The following is a 16,173-nucleotide window of genomic DNA, read 5'->3' on the forward strand; positions in this document are numbered from 1 at the left end:
GGCATGGTCGTCGATTTGGAACCACGACGCGTCATCGCGCATGCGCCTGCGAAAACGCAACGACCCCGCCGGAGCGGGGTCGTGGGTAGAGCCGACAATGCGCGCGCCCGAAAGCGTGCGCAGCGGACGATCAGATGTCGTCGCCCTTGGCCATGTCCTCGTCCGCGACGACTTCGGCCGCTGCCCATTCCAGGGCCTCGCGCTCCTTGCGCTCGCGCTCGGACTTGTCGACCGCTTCGATGAAGGACTGATCGATGCGGCGCGCGGCGATCTCGCGCAGCGCCAGCACGGTCGGCTTGTCGTCGTTCTCGCTGTTGTCGAGCTGCGGCTCGACGCCATTGGCCAGCTGGCGCGCGCGACGGGCGGCCATCATGACCAGCTCGAAACGGTTGTCGACAACTTCCAGGCAATCCTCAACGGTGATGCGGGCCATGCGGGCTCCCGGCGACCTGACGGCCGCGCGAATTCAGAAAATAGGGCCGAGCATCGTACTGCCACGGGCGCTTGCGCGCAAGCAGCCACTATACGAATCAATCGCTTACGGACTCAGGCGGCGTCGGTGCCGGCCGGTTCCTGCAACAGCCGCGCGATCAGAGCGGCATGGCGCTCGGCCTGACGTTCACGACGCAGCCGGCTGGCACGGAAGATCGCGCACATCTCGGACACCGCAGTGTCGAAATCCTCGTTGACCACGACATAGTCGAACTCGTCGTAGTGCGACATCTCTTCCTGCGCCGCAGCCAAGCGCTGCGCCATCACCGCCTCGCTGTCCTGGCCGCGCTTGCGCATGCGCTGGTCGAGGGCATCGCGCGAGGGCGGCAGGATGAAGATGCTCACCGCCTCGGGGACCTTCTCGCGGACCTGGCGCGCACCCTGCCAGTCGATTTCCAGCAGCACGTCCTTGCCGGCAGCGAGCTGCGGTTCCACCGACTGGCGCGCCGTGCCTTTCCAGTCGCCGTGCACCTTGGCGTACTCGAAGAACTCGCCAGCCTCGATCATCTGCTGGAACACGTCCTTGCCGACGAAGTGGTAGTGCTCGGCGTGGCGCTCACCGGGGCGGGCGAGGCGCGAGGTGAACGAGACCGACAGGGCGATGTCGGCATCGCGCGACAGGCATGCGTTGACGATGCTCGACTTTCCCGCGCCGGACGGCGCGGCGACGATGAACAGCGTGCCGCGCATCGGCGGGGTGTCCATGGAATGGTGGGATTCGGGGGCCACGCCCGTCTCCGGCGCTCGGGAGGCTGCGCATCGTACCGCTTTACGTGGCCCGCCGCCGCGCGGCCCGCCGCCTACTCGATGTTCTGGACCTGCTCGCGGATCTGGTCGATCAGCACCTTCAGCTCGATGGCTGCCTGCGACGTACGCCGATCGACCGATTTCGACCCGAGCGTGTTGGCCTCGCGATTGAATTCCTGCAGCAGGAAATCCAGCCGGCGGCCCACCGGTTCGCGCTGGGTCAGCACCCGGCGGATCTCGACCACGTGGCTGTCGAGGCGATCGAGCTCTTCATCGACATCGAGCTTCTGCAGCCAGAGCACCAGCTCCTGCTCCATGCGCCCGGGCTCGACCGGATGCGGCAGATCGTCGAGGCGCGCCTGCAGCTTGGCGCGCTGGCCTTCGCGGATCTGCGGCATCAGCGTGCGCACCTCGGCGGCGATGGCCGCCACGCCGTCCACGCGTTCGAGGATGGCGGTGACGAGCTTGCCGCCTTCCCGCTCGCGCGCCTCGACGAAATCGGCGAGCACCTCGTCGAGCAGCGCCAGCACCTCGACCTGAAGGGCGGCCGGATCCACGCCGCGCGACTGCAGTACGCCGGGGAACTGCAGCAGATCGGTCAGGCCCGCGCGCAGCTCCGGAAAGCCGTCCCGCAGCTCCTGGGCCAGGCCCTGCAGCTGTGTCAGCAGCGCCCGGTTGAGCTGCAACTCGCCGCCGCCCTCGGCAGCCCGCAGGCGCAGGCCGACATCCACCTTGCCCCGCGACACCTTGGCCGCGACGCGCTCGCGCAGCGCCGGTTCCACGCCGCGCATCTCTTCGGGTATCCGGGTGCCTAGCTCGAGGAAACGGTGGTTCACCGCGCGCACCTCGCATGCCAGCGTGCCCCACTCGGTGCTGCGTTCGCGGGCGGCGAAAGCGGTCATGCTGCGGATCATCGGCGGGTTCACTGCGGAAATCGGCGCACGAGTATGCCATCGCCGGTCGGGGCGGCTGCAGGGGGCGCTGCTAGACTCCCCGCCCGCTTCCCCCTTGCAGATCCCGCCATGTCCGATCCCATCCGTCCCAGCGGCCGTACACCCGGCCAGCTGCGCAACGTGTCCTTCCAGCGCGGGTTCACCCGCCATGCGGAGGGTTCGGTGCTCGTGACCTTCGGCGATACCCGCGTGCTGTGCACGGCCAGCGTGGAGAACCGCGTGCCGGGCTTCCTGCGCGGCAAGGGCGAGGGCTGGGTGACGGCGGAGTACGGCATGCTGCCGCGCGCCACCAATACCCGTAACGACCGTGAGGCCACACGCGGCAAGCAGAGTGGCCGCACGCTCGAGATCCAGCGGCTGATCGGCCGCAGCCTGCGCGCCTGCGTGGACCGGCGCGCGCTCGGCGAACGCACGATCACCCTCGACTGCGACGTCCTGCAGGCCGACGGCGGCACCCGCACTGCCGCGATCACCGGCGCCTATGTCGCCCTGGTCGACGCGGTCGCCAAGCTGCGTGGCCGTGGTGAGATCAGCCGCGATCCCGTGCACGGCGCGATCGCCGCGGTCTCGGTCGGCATCTACAAGGGCGTACCGGTGCTGGATCTCGACTATGCCGAGGACAGCGACTGCGACACCGACATGAACGTCGTGATGAACGACGGCGGCGGCTTCATCGAGGTGCAGGGCACCGCGGAGGGCCACGCTTTCCGGCGCTCGGAGATGGACGCGATGATGCAGCTTGCCGAAACCGGGGTCGCCGAGCTCGTGGCCCTGCAGCGCGCGGCGCTCGCGGGATGAAGCGGCACGACCGGGCGGACATGGCGGCCCCCGGCAGCGCGGCGATCGACCGCGCCGGGCGTTCGCTCCGCGCGGCGGATGGCCTGGCGGGCGCCTTGCGCGATGTTCATGGCGGGCGGAGCCGGCTGCCGGTGCCGAGGCCATGAACACCCTCGTCCTGGCGAGCGGCAACGCCGGCAAGCTCATGGAGCTGCGGGCGATGCTCGACGATCTCGGTCTGGTGATCGTGCCCCAGCGCGAGCTTGGGGTCGACGACGTGCCCGAGACCGCCACCACCTTCGTCGAGAACGCATTGATCAAGGCGCGCCATGCCTGCAGGCTCACCGGCCTGCCGGCGCTTGCCGACGATTCCGGCCTGATCGTCGATGCCCTCGGTGGTGCGCCGGGCCTCTACAGCGCGCGCTATGCGGGGATCCCGACCGACGATGCCGCAAACAACGCCAAGCTGCTGCAGGCACTCGAAGGCGTGGAGCCCGAGCGACGGACCGCGCGCTTCCATGCGGTCATCGTGCTGCTGCGACACGCCGACGACCCGCAGCCGCTGATCGCCGAGGGGAGCTGGGAGGGCCGGATCCTCGACACGCCACGCGGGCACTTCGGCTTCGGCTACAACCCCGTTTTCCTGGATCCGCCTTCCGGCCTGACCGCGGCGGAGATGGCGCCCGAGCAGAAGAACCGCATCAGTCATCGCGCGCTGGCGCTGCGGGCGCTGCGCGATCGCCTGGCGGCCTCGACGCCGCTCGCGCAGGCCACACGCTGAAGCAGGGCGGACCGCCCGGCGCCCCCGAGCCTTGCGCACGCCGCCCACCGCCCTGACCTTGCCCTGATGCTGATTCCGCCGCCCCTGTCGCTGTACGTGCACCTGCCCTGGTGCGTACGCAAATGTCCGTACTGCGATTTCAATTCGCACGAGTTCGGCGGCGGCACGCCCCCGTTCGATGCCTATGTCGACGCCCTGCTCGCGGATCTCGACCAGGACTTGCCGCTGGTCTGGGGCCGCACCGTGCACAGCGTGTTCTTCGGCGGTGGCACGCCGAGCCTGTTTCCCGCCGATGCGATCGAACGCATCCTGCAGGGGGCCGCGGCGCGGCTGCGCTTTGCGCCGCAGGCCGAGATCACCCTGGAAACCAACCCCGGCACCACCGAGCACGGCCGTTTCGAAGACTACCGGCGCGCGGGCGTGAACCGGCTGAGCTTCGGCATCCAGACCTTCGACGACGCCTGTCTGGCGCGTCTCGGGCGCATCCACGACGGGGCGCAGGCGGCCGCGGCGATCGAACTTGCGCGCCAGGCCGGCTTCGACAACTTCAATCTCGATCTGATGTATGCCCTGCCGGGCCAGACCCTGGCGATGGCGGCAGCGGATGTCACCCGCGCGATCGAGTTCGCGCCGACCCACATCTCCCATTACCAGCTCACCCTCGAACCCAATACGGTGTTCGCGGCGCGCCCCCCGACCGGCATTCCCGACGACGATCTCGCCTGGGACATGCAGGAGCAGTGCCAGGCCCTGCTGGCCGAGGCCGGGTACGCGCAGTACGAGGTCTCCGCCTATGCGCGCCCGGGGCGTCGCTGCGCGCACAATCTCAACTACTGGCGATTCGGCGATTACCTCGGGATCGGCGCTGGCGCGCACGGCAAGCTGACCCTCGGCAGCGAGCAGAGCATCCTGCGGCGCTGGAAGAGCAAGCATCCCGCAGCGTGGCTGGCGGGCGCCGGAACGCCTTCGGGGATCGGCGGCGACGAGTCCATCGAGCCCGCCCGCCGCCCGTTCGAGTTCATGCTCAACGCGCTGCGGCTGGTGGATGGCTTCACGCTCGCGGAGTTCGAGGCGACCACCGGGCTGCCGCCGACGGTGATTGACGGACCGCTTGAAACCGCCACACGCAACGGCTGGCTGCAGCGCTCCGACGACGGGCGGATCGTGCCGACCGAGCTTGGCCGACGCTTCACCAACGACGTCGTGTCGCTCTTTCTCGACGACTGACGCGGCGCGCGGGCCGCTCGACCAGCGACGCGTCGCAGCAGTCGGGCGCCGCACCTCTGCACCTCCCTCCAGGCCTCTTTCAAAACGTGACGCTGGTCGCGCTCGCACGCGCATGTTAAAGAAAGCGCTCGACCGCCCCGGCAATCGGAATGCCCGCACTCCTCAAGTCCACGTCCCCGCCCCGCTCGATCGCCTCGGCGGGCCTGCCGCCACGCGTGCGGCGCACGCTGGAGCGCGCATTGGCGCTGGTCTCCAGCGAGCTCGATCCCGGCCTGTCCAACCTGGTGTCGGAGTTCGAGCAGGAGCTGTTCCGGCTTGCCGACCAGGCGCGCAACCCGGGGATCGAGTCGGGCTACATGGCGACGTTGCGCGCGTTCCGCGCCAACCGGGCCGATCTGGTGCCGCGCTTCCTGCTGGCGCTGGAAGCCTCGTTGGCGGCACTGCGCACGCCCGCCCCGCCGCTGCCGCCCGCGCTCGCGGAGACGCCGTCATTCGGCGCACTGAGCCTGGTCGAGGATGCGGTCATGGACGAGGGCACGGTGCTGCGGGAGATCGCGAGTCGCCAGGAGGGACGCGCCAATCTGTCGCTTCACCTGCTCGGCCAGCGCTTCGGCGTGCTCGCGGCCACGCCCGCTTTCGATGCGGAGCGGCTGCCGCTGGGTCCGCAATGCCTGTGCCGGGCAATTTCGACCGCGGCCTGCGCGGTGGAGATCGAGCACGATGCACGCCTGCTGCTCTACCGCATCTTCGACCGGGTGGTCCTGGCCGGCTATGCGCGGGTGCTCGAGCAACTCGACGCACAGCTCGCCGCGGACGGCATCCTGCCCGCGCTGACCTTCGTGCCGGTACGCGCGCGCGCAGAGCCGATCGAGGCGAAGGATGACGCCCGCGCAGCCCGCGCCGAGACCATCGCCAGACAACGCAAACCGGTCGACGACGCACAACGCCCGTACACCGGTTGGGGCGAGCCGGCGGATGCCGGCGAGAGCGAGCGTGCCGAGGACATCACGGCCCACGAAGCTGCATATGCGCGCCTCCAGGAGTTGATGTCCGGACGGCGCGAGCTGCTGCGAAAGTTCCAGCCGCGCGGTGAGACGCCGCTGCCGCGGCGACAGCTGGCCACCAGCGAAGTCGCCGATGCGCTGCGCCAGTTCCAGCAGGCGCCGCCCGGCGGCCGCGCCGCCCGCAGCCTGGTCGAGATCAAGCGCTCGTTGCTCGCGCAGGCGCGGCAACGCACCGGCGAAGGCGCGAACCTCGCGCCACAGGACGAGGATGCTTTCGAGCTGCTCGGCATGATCTACGGGCACATCGAACAGGAGATCCGCGCCGAGGCTCCGGCGGCGCCGCTGGTCCGCGAACTGCAGATTCCCCTGCTGCGCGCCGCGCTGCAGGACCATTCGTTCTTCACCCGCCAGCGCCACCCGGCGCGGCAACTGCTCAACACCGTGGCCGAGAGCGCGGCCGCATGGCATGAAGACACCGCATTCGATCCCCGCGTGCAGGCGGCGTTGCGCGCGGCTGTCGCCCACGTGGTCGGCAACTACGAGGGAGACGTCGCGGTGTTCGCCGAAAGCAATGCGCAGGTGCGCGCGCAGTTGCAGGTGCAGGCACGGACGGCGGAACTGCAGGAGCGGCGCCACATCGAAGCTGCGCGCGGCCGCGAGAAGCTCGCTGCGGCACGGTTGCGGGCCGAGGAGCTGATGCGCGGAATCGTCGGCGAGCGACGCCTGCCCCGGTTCTCCCGCGCACTGCTCGACCAGGCCTGGGCGGACGTGCTGACGCTGACCCTGCTGCGCCATGGGGAGTCGTCCGAGGAAGCCGGACGGCAACTCGACACCACGCGTCGCATCGTCGAGGCCGCGCTGGAAGCCACGCCAGAGCCCCGCATCGATCTGCAGCGCGATGTCGAATCCTCACTCGGACAGGTCGGCTACCACGGCGAGGAAGCGACGGTGATCGCCCAGCGCCTGACCAGCCACCGCAGCGACGAGGACGATGCCGCCTCACGTACCGAGCTGGCGATGAAACTCAAGGCGCGCGCGCGCCTGGGCGAGGAGGCGGGCGCCGTCCGGCACGAAAAGCCACCTGCGCGCACGCCAGACGAGCAGGCGCAGTACGACCATCTGCGCACCTTGCCGTTCGGCACATGGATCGAATTCACCACCAACCAGCAGGGCGACCTCGTGCGTCGGCGCATGTCCTGGTTCAGCCCGATGACCGATCACGTGCTGTTCGTGAACCAGCGCGGGCAGCGCTGCGGCGAACAGTCGCTAGACGCAGTGGCCAGGCTGATGGCTTCCGGCAACGCCCGCGTGGTGACTGCGAACCGCGGCCGCCTCGTGGACCGCGCATGGCAGGCCGCGATCGGCGCACTGCGCAGCTTTGCGGGCCGCGGCGAGCAGGACATGTCGGAGGCAACCGCGTGATGCAGGAATTCCGCCGCGCCCGCCGCCGCAAGGCGCCCGACATGATCCTGGTCACCGACGCGATGACCGGCCGCGTGGTGGGACGGGTGGGCAACCTCTCGGAAACCGGCATGCTGCTGATCGCCAGCGAGCGTTTCGTCGATGACGCGCTCTACCAGCTGTCCTTCACTCTGCCCGATGCGCCGGACGCGCCGGTGGAGATCGGCGCGCATCTGCTCTGGCTCGACGACGCGACGCTGGCAGGCGCAAGCTGGGCGGGTTTCCGTTTCATCGCGGCGACACCTTCGCTGGCGCACCGGCTGCAGGGCTGGGTCAACGCGCCGGGGAGCCATTACGCCTGATCGCGCCTTTGCTGTTTGGCGTGCGAGGCCGCGAGCCGCCGCCCGGCAGCGCCGATACCGATCCGGCAGAATGGGCTGATCCACTCGCTGCCCCAGGATCGCGATGTCCATGCCTGCCCCGTCCACTGCCCGTCTCTACGCCGATCATCTTGCGACGCTGCAGGCCCGCGCCGCGACCGCGCTTGAGCGGGCCGGCTTCGATCACCTGGTCATTCCCAGTGGCACCCAGCACTTCCAGGTGTTCGACGATCGCGATTACCCGTACGCGGTCAATCCGCAGTTCAAGGGCTGGGTGCCGCTGACGCGCAACCCGGGCAGTTGGCTGGTGATCACGCCGGGCCATCGACCCAGACTGATCTACCTGCAGCCGCGCGACTACTGGCACGTGGTACCGGAAGCGCCGTCGGGATACTGGGTCGAACATTTCGATATCGTCGTGATCCGCAAGCCTGAAGAGGCGCAACAGCATCTGCCCAGGAACGCCGCGAAATGCGCAATCCTCGGCGAGTCGCAGAGCGCGCTGGGCCATTACGGCGCGTACCGGCCCAACAATCCGCAGACGGTGGTCGACCATCTCGACTACCACCGCGCGTTCAAGACGCCATACGAGATCGCGATGCTGCGCGCGGCCAACCGGCGCGCGGTACGCGCGCATGCGGCCGCCGAACGCGCGTTCCGCGCAGGCGCCAGCGAGTTCGGCATCCATCTCGCCTACTGCCAGGCCGCCGGACAGGACGCCAACGAGCTGCCCTACGGCAACATCGTCGCGCTCAACGAGCACGCCGCGGTGCTGCACTACACCGAACTCGGTCGACGTGCGCCCGATCCGCTGCGCAGCTTCCTGATCGATGCGGGCGCGGCCCACGCGGGCTATGCGGCCGACATCACCCGGACTTACGCCGCCGATACCGGCAGCGAGTTCCAGGCGATGATCGATGCAGTCGAGCGTGCGCAACGGGCGATGTGCGACCAGGTCCGCGCCGGCGCCGACTACCGTCAGCTCCATCTCGACGCGCACCTCGCACTGGCAGGCGTGCTGCGCGACTTCGGCGTTCTGCGCATCTCGCCGGAGGAAGCGCTCGAAACCGGGGTGAGCGCGGTGTTCTTCCCGCATGGTCTCGGTCATGGCATCGGCCTGCAGGTACACGACGTCGCCGGCTTCGCAGCAACGGAGACCGGCGGCACGATCCCCAAGCCGACCGGCCATCCGTATCTGCGCCTGACCCGGAGCCTCGCGCCGGGCATGGTCGTGACCATCGAGCCGGGGGTGTACTTCATCGACATGCTGCTCGAAGACCTGCGTGACGCAGGCAAGGGCGATGCGGTCGACTGGGACCGTATCGCGGCGTTCCGGCCTTACGGCGGTATCCGCATCGAGGACGACATGGTCTGCACCGACGATGCGCCGGAAAACCTCACGCGCGATGCATGGGCGGAGCTCGACGCCGCCTGACTCCGGCAGGCGGCCCGGCCCGTGGCATCGTGCGCCATCGACCTGCGCAGGCGGGCCCTGCCTTCCGAACCGATGCTTGCGAGGGCGCCGGTCACGATGTTCGAACGCGCACGCGCTACTTGCGCGCCATGAAGTCCTCGATCTCGTCGGCAGTGCGCGCCAGTCCCGACGTCAGCACTTCGTGCCCGGTCCTGGTGACCAGTACGTCGTCTTCGGTACGGATGCCGATGCCGCGCCATTTCGCGTCCACGCTCGTGTCGTCGACCGGAATATAGAGACCGGGTTCGATGGTGTAGACCATGCCCGGTTCGAGCAGGCGTGATTCGCCTTCGATGCGGTAGTCGCCCACGTCGTGGACGTCCAGGCCGAGCCAGTGACCGGTCTTGTGCCGGTAGTAGCGCTTGTAGCTGCCGTCGGCGATGCGCTTGTCCAGCTTTCCCTTGAGCAGACCGAGCCGCAGCAGGCCATCGGTCAGCGCCTCGACCGCGGCGTTGTGCCCGGCCTCGTAGGCGACGCCCGGACGGGCCTGCGCCAATGCCGCCTGCTGCGCGGATTCGACCACCTCGTGCAGCGCGCGCTGCGCGGGCGTGAAGCGGCCGTTGACCGGAAACGTGCGGGTGATGTCGGCGGCGTAGCCGCGGTATTCGGCACCCGCGTCGACCAGTACCAGATCGCCATCGCGGGCCTGGGCGTTGTTGGCGCGGTAGTGCAGCACGCAGGCATTGGCGCCGGCGCCGACGATGCTCTCGTACGCTGGCTGGGCATCGTTGCGCCGGAACACATATTCGAGCTCCGCCTGCAGCGCGTACTCGTGGATGCCGGGGCGCGCGGCGCGCATCACCGCGGCGTGCGCCTCGACACTGATCTTGGCCGCGCGGCGCATGAGCTTGAGCTCATCGGCGCCCTTGAACAGCCGCATCTCGTCGAGCAGATGGCCCAGCTCGAGGAACTCGTGCGGCGGCTGCGCGCCAACCCGCACCTGCGCGCGCACGCGATTGAGCCAGCCGATCAGCTGCAGGTCGAATTCGGTGTCGCGGCCGAAGTGGTAGTAGACGCGCGTGCGCCCCTCCAGCAGGCCCGGCAGGATCTCGTCGAGATCCTCGATCGGGTATGCATCGTCCATACCAAGCGTTTCGACCGCGCCTTCGGGGCCGACCCGTGGCCCGTCCCAGCCTTCGCGTTCCGGATCGCGCTCGCGGCAGAACAGCAGCGCCTCGCCATGCTTGCGACCGGGCACCAGAACCAGCACCGCGTCGGGTTCGGCGAAGCCGGTCAGGTACCACAGATCGGAATCGGGCCGATAGGCGTGATGGGTGTCGCGACTGCGCACCCGCTCCGGCGCACTGGGCAGGATCAGGATCGCGTCGTTGCCGGCCAGGCGCATCAGCTGGCGCCTGCGCTTGAGGTAACTGGCTGCGGTGATGCCGGTCGGCGACGCCATGTCAGTTCAGCTGCTTGCGGTGCCGCGGCCCCAGCGCTGCATCGCCGTGCAGAAGTAGCACCGCCACGCGCACGAACTCCTCGAGCTCGGCCAGGGCGTCTTCCTCGCCGGCATCGTCTTCATCTTCGGCATCGGGCTGCGCGGCGGCGAGCCGCGCCAGGTCCGACAGCGCCTCCCTGCCTTCATCGGACAGCGACGAACGCTCGCCGGTGGCGAGCCCGAAGCCGCCGAGAAAGCCGCGACACCAGTCGAACAGGGCGGCGCTGCGTACCGACAAGGGCTCACCATCGTCGGGCATCAGCAGCGCGAACGCGAAATCATGGTCCTCGAGCTGGAGCGCGGTGGCCACACGCATGCGATCGAGCGCACTGCCAGCGGCCGGCGCGGGCAGGTCGGGATCGGCCAGGACCGGCGCCAGCCAGGCTGCGACATTTTCACCGCCACCCGCCAGCCAGCCGCTGAGGCCGCCATGGAGTTCGCTGCCCGGGATGGCCAGTTGCAGGTGACGGATTTCCGCGTCGATTTCAGCGAGGCTGGGCAGGGTCTCGGACACGGGGGACGCTCACGTACGGGGGAGCTCCAGTGTACCAACGGGCCTTCGCTGCCGGCCTGCGTGCTTGTTGCCGCGCTGCGGCCTGCCTACACTCGAAAAGCCGATCCCGGCACGGAGCGCGCGCGTGATCGAACCCAGCCAACTGCTCGTGCCCGGCGCCGCGGTGCTGATCGCGCTGGCGCTGGCGCTGACGGTCGTCTGGCTCTACCGCCGACGCGGTATTGCGGACGCGCTCGACGACCGCCACGACCGTCTCAAGCTCGCCCTGTGGGCGACCGGCGAACGCTATTGGGATTACGACGTCGAAAGCCGCCAGCTGCGTCGTCTGCTCGACGACGCGCCCGGCGGCGATAGACAGATGCGCGAGGACACCGTCGCGGTGGAGGCGCTGGTCCATCCCGACGACATGGCGCCCGCGCGCGACATGCTCCAGCGCTATCTCGACGGCGCATCCAACCGCTACGAAGTGCAACTGCGCGTGCTCGGCGACGATGGCCGATGGATGTGGGTGCGGGTACGCGGCCGCGCGGTCGCGCGCGATGCGAGCGGCCAGGTCCTGCGCATCGCCGGCACCGCCCTCGACGTGAGCGCCACCCGCGAGGCGGAACGCGAGCGCCGGATCGCCGCCACGGTCCTGCGCAGCATGGCCGAGGCCGTCGCGGTGCTTGATGCGGATTTCCACTATGTCTCGGTGAACCCGGCCTTCCTGCGCATGACCGGCTACGCCGAGCGGGAAATCCTCGGACGCACGGCATCGCTGCTCGGCAGTGCCCAGAACGACAGTGCGCTCTACCGCCAGATCCGCAACCACGCCAGGCAGCAGATCCAGTGGAGCGGAGAGCTGTGGCTCCGCCGCAAGGACGGCGACGAGACCCTGACCGCACTCGAACTGCGCACCGTACGCGGCCCCGACGACCACAGCATGCTGCACGTATGCGTCTTCAACGACATCACCAGGCAGAAGCGCACCGAACAGGAACTGCGCTATCTCGCCAACTTCGACACCCTGACCGATCTACCCAACCGTGCATTGCTGTCGGAGCGTTTGTCACGGGCCATCGTGCGGGCGCATCGCCAGGACTCCCGGGTGGGGCTGCTGCTCCTCGATCTCGACCGCTTCAAGGAGGTCAACGATTCCTTCGGCCATTCGGCCGGCGACCGGATCCTGCGCGCCGCCGCCCTCCGCCTGCAGCGGACGGTCGGCAACCAGCACACCGTGGCGCGTCTCGGCGGCGACGAGTTCACCATCGTCATCGAAGACCTGGCCGACCCGCTCGACACCGAGCGCGTCGCGCGCGAGATCATCAACGCGTTCCAGGCCCCGCTGCTGCTCGACGACCGCCGCGAGGTGTCGATCTCGTCGTCGATCGGCATCGCCATTTATCCCGACCACGCCCAGGTGCCGACTGAACTGCTGAAGCGGGCCGACACCGCGATGTACCAGGCCAAGGCCGCGGGGCGTTGCACCTTCATCCGGTATGACGACCACATGGACGTGGCGGCGCGCCAGCGTGCCGTGGTGTCAGGCGCGTTACGCAGGGCGCTCGATCGCGGCGAACTGCGACTGGTCTTCCAGCCACGCATGGCGCTGTCGCCGCCCAGGATCACCGGGGTCGAGGCATTGCTCCGATGGTCGAGCCCCGAACATAGAGATATCGCGCCATCCGACTTCATTCCGATCGCGGAGGAGAACGGAATGATCCTGGAGATCGGCGAGTGGGTGTTGCGCGAGGCCTGCATGATGCTGCAGCGCTGGCGCCAGCACGGTCTCGACGACATGGCCGTATCGGTGAACGTATCGGTGCTGCAGCTGCTGCGCGGCGATTTCACCGACGTGGTCGCGCGCGTGCTCGACGACGTCGGCATTCCAGCGCACCTGCTGGAACTGGAACTGACCGAAAGCGTGCTCATGGCCAATGCGGAACAGAGCGCCGCGCAACTGCACGCGTTCCGCGCGCTCGGCGTCTCCCTGGCCATCGATGATTTCGGCACGGGGTATTCGTCGCTGGCGTATCTCAAACGCCTGCCCATCACCACGCTCAAGATCGACAAGGTCTTCATCGACGGGCTGCCCCACGACGCGGAGGATTCCGCGATCACCCCGACCATCGTGGCGATGGGCCATTCGCTCGGACTGCGCGTCGTCGCCGAGGGCGTGGAGACCCGCGCACAGATGCGCTTCCTGGCCGAGCGTGGCTGCGACGAAATCCAGGGTTTCTGGATCTCACCGCCGCTTGAGGCGGCGCAATGCCTGGCGTTCGTGCGCAACTGGCGTCCCGCAAGCATGCAACTGCCACATCGAGCGCCACTGGTGACCTCGCCTTGACCGGCCCCCGCCCCCTGCCTATGGTGCGAAGATGAACCAGCCCGACGTGGTCGCCGAGCTCCAGAGACTGACGTCGCGCGTCGACGCACTGATCGAGCGCGTCCGCACCCTCAGCGACGAGAACCGCAGTCTGCGCCAGCAGCAGGAACAGATCGTCGGCGAGCGGGCGCAGCTGGTGTCGAAGAACGAACAGGCGCGGTCCCGCGTCGAGGCGATGATCGCCCGGCTCAAATCCCTGGAGCAGCACACATGAGCCCCAACGAGGCCGTGAGCGTCCGTGTGCTGGATCGCGAGTACACCGTCGGTGTGGCGCCGGGCGAGCGGGACAGCCTGATGGCCGCGGCGCGGCTGCTCGACCAGCGCATGCGCGAGATCCGCGGTGCCAACCGGATGACCGGGGTGGACCGGATCGCGATCCTCGCCGCGCTCAATCTTGCGCACGAGCTGCAGATGCTCGGCGACGGCCAGCGACAGGGCTCCAATGCGATGGAAGAGGCAGTCGCCGCCCTGCATCGCAAACTCGATGCCTTCGACGCCGAACAGCGCTGACCGATCTTCGCGTTGCGCGCACGCAACTGAATCCCGCCCGCGGCGAGGACCGACGAACGGCCCACGCGCGCCGCGGCAGTTGGCTATACTGCGCATGCGTTCTCTGCCGTGTGCGACAGCGAGCAAAACATTCGCCTTGTCCCTTAACAACGACACCGGGGATGTCAGGAAACCGGGAGTGCATATCCGCCCGCGAGCGGAAAGCCCGAAGGAATCCCAGCGTTCCCACTTGAACCCAGGGTTCAAGGTCGTTTCGCAAGCATCGACATCGGCGGAGAACGCCTTTTTTCTGCCCTCCCGCCGCGTCGCCGGCACCTCCGACGACGAGCCCGGCCGCATGACCGACCGCCCCGCCCTTCGCCGACGTCTGCGCGACCAGCGCCGCGCCCTGGCAGCGCCTGCGCGTATCGCGGCGGCCGAGCGCCTGGCCGGCCACCTCCTCGAGATGCCCGAATTGCCTCGCACCGGCTATGTCGCCGGTTACTGGGCGAGCGATGGCGAGATCGGACTGCATGTCTTCCAGATGCGCCTGCCCGGCGGGCTGCGCTACTGCCTGCCGGTGCTGCACGGCGACATGCTGCGCTTCGCCCCCTGGCGCGCGGGCGACCCGTTGGTCACCAACCGCTACGGCATTCCCGAGCCCGACGTGGAACCGTCCTCGGCCCTCGATGCGCGCGACATGTCGGTCGTCATCACCCCGCTGGTGGGCTTCGATGCGCGCGGGCACCGCCTGGGCATGGGCGGCGGCTGGTACGACCGCAGCTTCGCATTCCGCCTCGAACGGGGCGCGCCACCGCTGCTGGTGGGCGCAGGCTTCGCGCAGCAGCAGCTTGATGCCCTGGACGCAGCCGAATGGGACGTCCCGCTGGATGCGGTGGCGACAGAGTCCGGCATCCTGCGCCCGCCCCCTTCCCCGTGACTGGCACCCCATGAGTACCCGCAAGCGTTACTGGCTGATGAAGTCCGAGCCCGAGGACTTTTCCATCGATGACCTGGCCCGGGTCGGCACCGAGCCCTGGACCGGTGTGCGCAACTACCAGGCGCGCAATTTCATGCGCGACGGCATGCGGGTGGGCGACGAGATCCTGTTCTACCATTCGAACACCGACGTCCCTGGCATATACGGCATCGCTCGGGTCGCGAGCACCGCCTATCCGGATCCCAGCCAGTTCGACAGATCGTCGAAGTACTTCGACGAGAAGGCCACCGAAGAGACGCCGCGCTGGTTTCTCGTCGATGTGGGCTACCTGCGCACCCTGGCCGCACCGATCCCGCTTGCGGAAATCCGCGAGCATGCGGCCGAGCTGGGTGAAGAGTTCGCACTGATCCGCAAGGGCGCGCGGCTGTCGGTGCTGCCGGTCACATCCGCGCAGTGGAAACTGCTGTTGTCCCTGGAGAAGAAGCAATGAGCGAAGGCAAGCGGCTGGCCGCCGAGAAGGCGATCGAGTACGTCGAGGACGGCATGATCGTCGGGGTCGGCACCGGCTCCACCGTCGCCTATTTCATCGACGCCCTCGCCCGGATCAGGCACCGCATCGAAGGTGCGGTGTCGAGCTCCGACCAGAGCACCGAGCGCCTGCGCGGCCATGGCATCGAGGTATTCGACCTCAACGCCACCGGCCCGCTGGCACTGTACGTGGACGGCGCCGACGAATGCGATCCGCAGCGACATCTGATCAAGGGCGGCGGCGCGGCGCTGACCCGCGAGAAGATCATCGCCGAGGCTTCGGCGCAGTTCGTCTGCATCATCGATCCGGCAAAACAGGTACCGGTGCTCGGCGCCTTCCCGCTGCCGATCGAGGTGATCCCGATGGCGCGCAGCCTCGTCGCCCGCACGATCCTGGAAACCACGGGCGGGCAGCCGGTCTGGCGCGAGGGCGTCACGACCGACAACGGCAACTGGGTGCTCGACATCCACGGCCTGTCGATCACCGACCCGGTGGGACTGGAGGCAAAGCTCAACCAGATTCCGGGCGTGGTCAGCGTGGGGCTGTTCGCGCGGCGCAAGGCGGACGTGGTGATCGTGGGGACGGCGACACCGACGGTGTTCTGACGGCGTCAGGTGTTTCCAGGGTGATGTTGATCGGAAGGAACGACATCACCGCGA

The 16,173-nt window shown here is 68.7% G+C and carries 17 protein-coding genes and 1 other RNA gene; 13 read left to right on the plus strand and 5 right to left on the minus strand.

Going from position 1 to position 16,173, the window contains the following annotated elements; translation table 11 throughout:
- Positions 1–130 precede the first annotated feature (130 nt).
- From rpoZ to EGK76_RS12030, 3 genes are all read right to left on the minus strand, one after another.
- On the minus strand, positions 131–433 hold the full coding sequence (gene rpoZ / locus EGK76_RS12020; RefSeq protein ID WP_096297284.1) for a DNA-directed RNA polymerase subunit omega: 303 nt from the start codon (positions 431–433) through the stop codon (positions 131–133).
- 113 nt (positions 434–546) lie between these two features.
- On the minus strand, positions 547–1,182 hold the full coding sequence (gene gmk, locus EGK76_RS12025; protein WP_096300336.1) for a guanylate kinase: 636 nt from the start codon (positions 1,180–1,182) through the stop codon (positions 547–549).
- Positions 1,183–1,292: 110 nt separating this feature from the next.
- Positions 1,293–2,153, minus strand: coding sequence for a YicC/YloC family endoribonuclease (locus EGK76_RS12030; protein WP_096297283.1), 861 nt, complete (start codon positions 2,151–2,153; stop codon positions 1,293–1,295).
- A 108-nt stretch (positions 2,154–2,261) separates the two neighbouring features.
- On the opposite strand from EGK76_RS12030, the gene rph reads away from it, so the two are divergent.
- The 6 genes from rph (at position 2,262) to pepQ (ending at position 9,197) form a co-directional block, all read left to right on the plus strand.
- The gene (rph, locus tag EGK76_RS12035; RefSeq protein WP_096297282.1) at positions 2,262–2,990 is read left to right on the plus strand and encodes a ribonuclease PH; all 729 of its coding nucleotides are present in this window, start codon (positions 2,262–2,264) and stop codon (positions 2,988–2,990) included.
- 142 nt (positions 2,991–3,132) lie between these two features.
- Positions 3,133–3,750, plus strand: a complete 618-nt coding sequence (gene rdgB, locus EGK76_RS12040; protein ID WP_123832780.1) for an RdgB/HAM1 family non-canonical purine NTP pyrophosphatase — start codon at positions 3,133–3,135, stop codon at positions 3,748–3,750.
- Between the two features lie 66 nt (positions 3,751–3,816).
- A complete protein-coding gene (hemW, locus tag EGK76_RS12045) occupies positions 3,817–4,977 on the plus strand; it encodes a radical SAM family heme chaperone HemW (RefSeq protein ID WP_123832781.1) in 1,161 nt (386 codons plus the stop codon).
- 149 nt (positions 4,978–5,126) lie between these two features.
- Positions 5,127–7,403: a DUF1631 family protein gene (locus EGK76_RS12050; RefSeq protein WP_123832782.1), complete on the plus strand. Its 2,277-nt coding sequence runs from the start codon at positions 5,127–5,129 to the stop codon at positions 7,401–7,403.
- Entirely contained in the window at positions 7,403–7,744 is a 342-nt protein-coding gene (locus tag EGK76_RS12055; protein ID WP_233580288.1) for a PilZ domain-containing protein, read from the plus strand. Before EGK76_RS12050 ends, EGK76_RS12055 begins: the two co-directional genes overlap by 1 nt.
- A 109-nt stretch (positions 7,745–7,853) precedes the next feature.
- A complete protein-coding gene (pepQ, locus tag EGK76_RS12060; RefSeq protein WP_123832783.1) occupies positions 7,854–9,197 on the plus strand; it encodes a Xaa-Pro dipeptidase in 1,344 nt (447 codons plus the stop codon).
- A gap of 115 nt (positions 9,198–9,312) precedes the next feature.
- Here the strand turns inward: pepQ and EGK76_RS12065 are convergent, their stop codons facing one another.
- The gene (locus EGK76_RS12065) at positions 9,313–10,638 is read right to left on the minus strand and encodes an aminopeptidase P N-terminal domain-containing protein (protein ID WP_096297277.1); all 1,326 of its coding nucleotides are present in this window, start codon (positions 10,636–10,638) and stop codon (positions 9,313–9,315) included.
- A 1-nt stretch (position 10,639) separates the two neighbouring features.
- Positions 10,640–11,179 carry a UPF0149 family protein gene (locus tag EGK76_RS12070; RefSeq protein ID WP_096300332.1) on the minus strand — a complete coding sequence of 180 codons (540 nt, stop codon included), beginning with the start codon at positions 11,177–11,179 and terminating at the stop codon, positions 10,640–10,642.
- Positions 11,180–11,315: 136 nt separating this feature from the next.
- Here EGK76_RS12070 and EGK76_RS12075 point away from each other — a divergent pair, with 136 nt between their 5' ends.
- From EGK76_RS12075 to rpiA, 7 genes are all read left to right on the plus strand, one after another.
- Positions 11,316–13,517 (plus strand): EAL domain-containing protein, encoded by a 2,202-nt coding sequence (locus EGK76_RS12075; protein WP_123832784.1) that lies wholly within the window; start codon positions 11,316–11,318, stop codon positions 13,515–13,517.
- 31 nt (positions 13,518–13,548) lie between these two features.
- Positions 13,549–13,770: a TIGR02449 family protein gene (locus EGK76_RS12080; protein WP_096297275.1), complete on the plus strand. Its 222-nt coding sequence runs from the start codon at positions 13,549–13,551 to the stop codon at positions 13,768–13,770.
- On the plus strand, positions 13,767–14,066 hold the full coding sequence (locus EGK76_RS12085; protein WP_096297274.1) for a cell division protein ZapA: 300 nt from the start codon (positions 13,767–13,769) through the stop codon (positions 14,064–14,066). Before EGK76_RS12080 ends, EGK76_RS12085 begins: the two co-directional genes overlap by 4 nt.
- A gap of 97 nt (positions 14,067–14,163) precedes the next feature.
- Positions 14,164–14,348, plus strand: a non-coding RNA gene (gene ssrS / locus EGK76_RS12090) — 6S RNA.
- Between the two features lie 55 nt (positions 14,349–14,403).
- Positions 14,404–14,985, plus strand: a complete 582-nt coding sequence (locus EGK76_RS12095) for a 5-formyltetrahydrofolate cyclo-ligase (RefSeq protein ID WP_123832785.1) — start codon at positions 14,404–14,406, stop codon at positions 14,983–14,985.
- Between the two features lie 10 nt (positions 14,986–14,995).
- Entirely contained in the window at positions 14,996–15,475 is a 480-nt protein-coding gene (locus tag EGK76_RS12100) for an EVE domain-containing protein (RefSeq protein WP_096297272.1), read from the plus strand.
- Entirely contained in the window at positions 15,472–16,119 is a 648-nt protein-coding gene (gene rpiA, locus EGK76_RS12105; protein WP_096297271.1) for a ribose-5-phosphate isomerase RpiA, read from the plus strand. The genes EGK76_RS12100 and rpiA overlap by 4 nt, the downstream gene beginning before the upstream one ends.
- Positions 16,120–16,173 lie beyond the last annotated feature (54 nt).

The organism is Luteimonas sp. 100069, assembly GCF_003813845.1.
In the GTDB taxonomy this organism is placed as follows: Bacteria; Pseudomonadota; Gammaproteobacteria; order Xanthomonadales; family Xanthomonadaceae; genus Luteimonas; species Luteimonas chenhongjianii.

Coding starts and splice junctions, on each gene's coding strand:
- EGK76_RS12065 (WP_096297277.1), bottom strand. CDS start 10,638: ATGGCGTCGCCGACCGGCATCACCGCAGCCAGTTACCTCAAGCGCAGG.
- EGK76_RS12095 (WP_123832785.1), top strand. CDS start 14,404: ATGACCGACCGCCCCGCCCTTCGCCGACGTCTGCGCGACCAGCGCCGC.
- pepQ (WP_123832783.1), top strand. CDS start 7,854: ATGCCTGCCCCGTCCACTGCCCGTCTCTACGCCGATCATCTTGCGACG.
- EGK76_RS12085 (WP_096297274.1), top strand. CDS start 13,767: ATGAGCCCCAACGAGGCCGTGAGCGTCCGTGTGCTGGATCGCGAGTAC.
- rdgB (WP_123832780.1), top strand. CDS start 3,133: ATGAACACCCTCGTCCTGGCGAGCGGCAACGCCGGCAAGCTCATGGAG.
- EGK76_RS12030 (WP_096297283.1), bottom strand. CDS start 2,153: ATGATCCGCAGCATGACCGCTTTCGCCGCCCGCGAACGCAGCACCGAG.
- rpoZ (WP_096297284.1), bottom strand. CDS start 433: ATGGCCCGCATCACCGTTGAGGATTGCCTGGAAGTTGTCGACAACCGT.
- EGK76_RS12055 (WP_233580288.1), top strand. CDS start 7,403: ATGCAGGAATTCCGCCGCGCCCGCCGCCGCAAGGCGCCCGACATGATC.
- rpiA (WP_096297271.1), top strand. CDS start 15,472: ATGAGCGAAGGCAAGCGGCTGGCCGCCGAGAAGGCGATCGAGTACGTC.
- rph (WP_096297282.1), top strand. CDS start 2,262: ATGTCCGATCCCATCCGTCCCAGCGGCCGTACACCCGGCCAGCTGCGC.
- EGK76_RS12080 (WP_096297275.1), top strand. CDS start 13,549: ATGAACCAGCCCGACGTGGTCGCCGAGCTCCAGAGACTGACGTCGCGC.
- EGK76_RS12050 (WP_123832782.1), top strand. CDS start 5,127: ATGCCCGCACTCCTCAAGTCCACGTCCCCGCCCCGCTCGATCGCCTCG.
- hemW (WP_123832781.1), top strand. CDS start 3,817: ATGCTGATTCCGCCGCCCCTGTCGCTGTACGTGCACCTGCCCTGGTGC.
- gmk (WP_096300336.1), bottom strand. CDS start 1,182: ATGCGCGGCACGCTGTTCATCGTCGCCGCGCCGTCCGGCGCGGGAAAG.
- EGK76_RS12100 (WP_096297272.1), top strand. CDS start 14,996: ATGAGTACCCGCAAGCGTTACTGGCTGATGAAGTCCGAGCCCGAGGAC.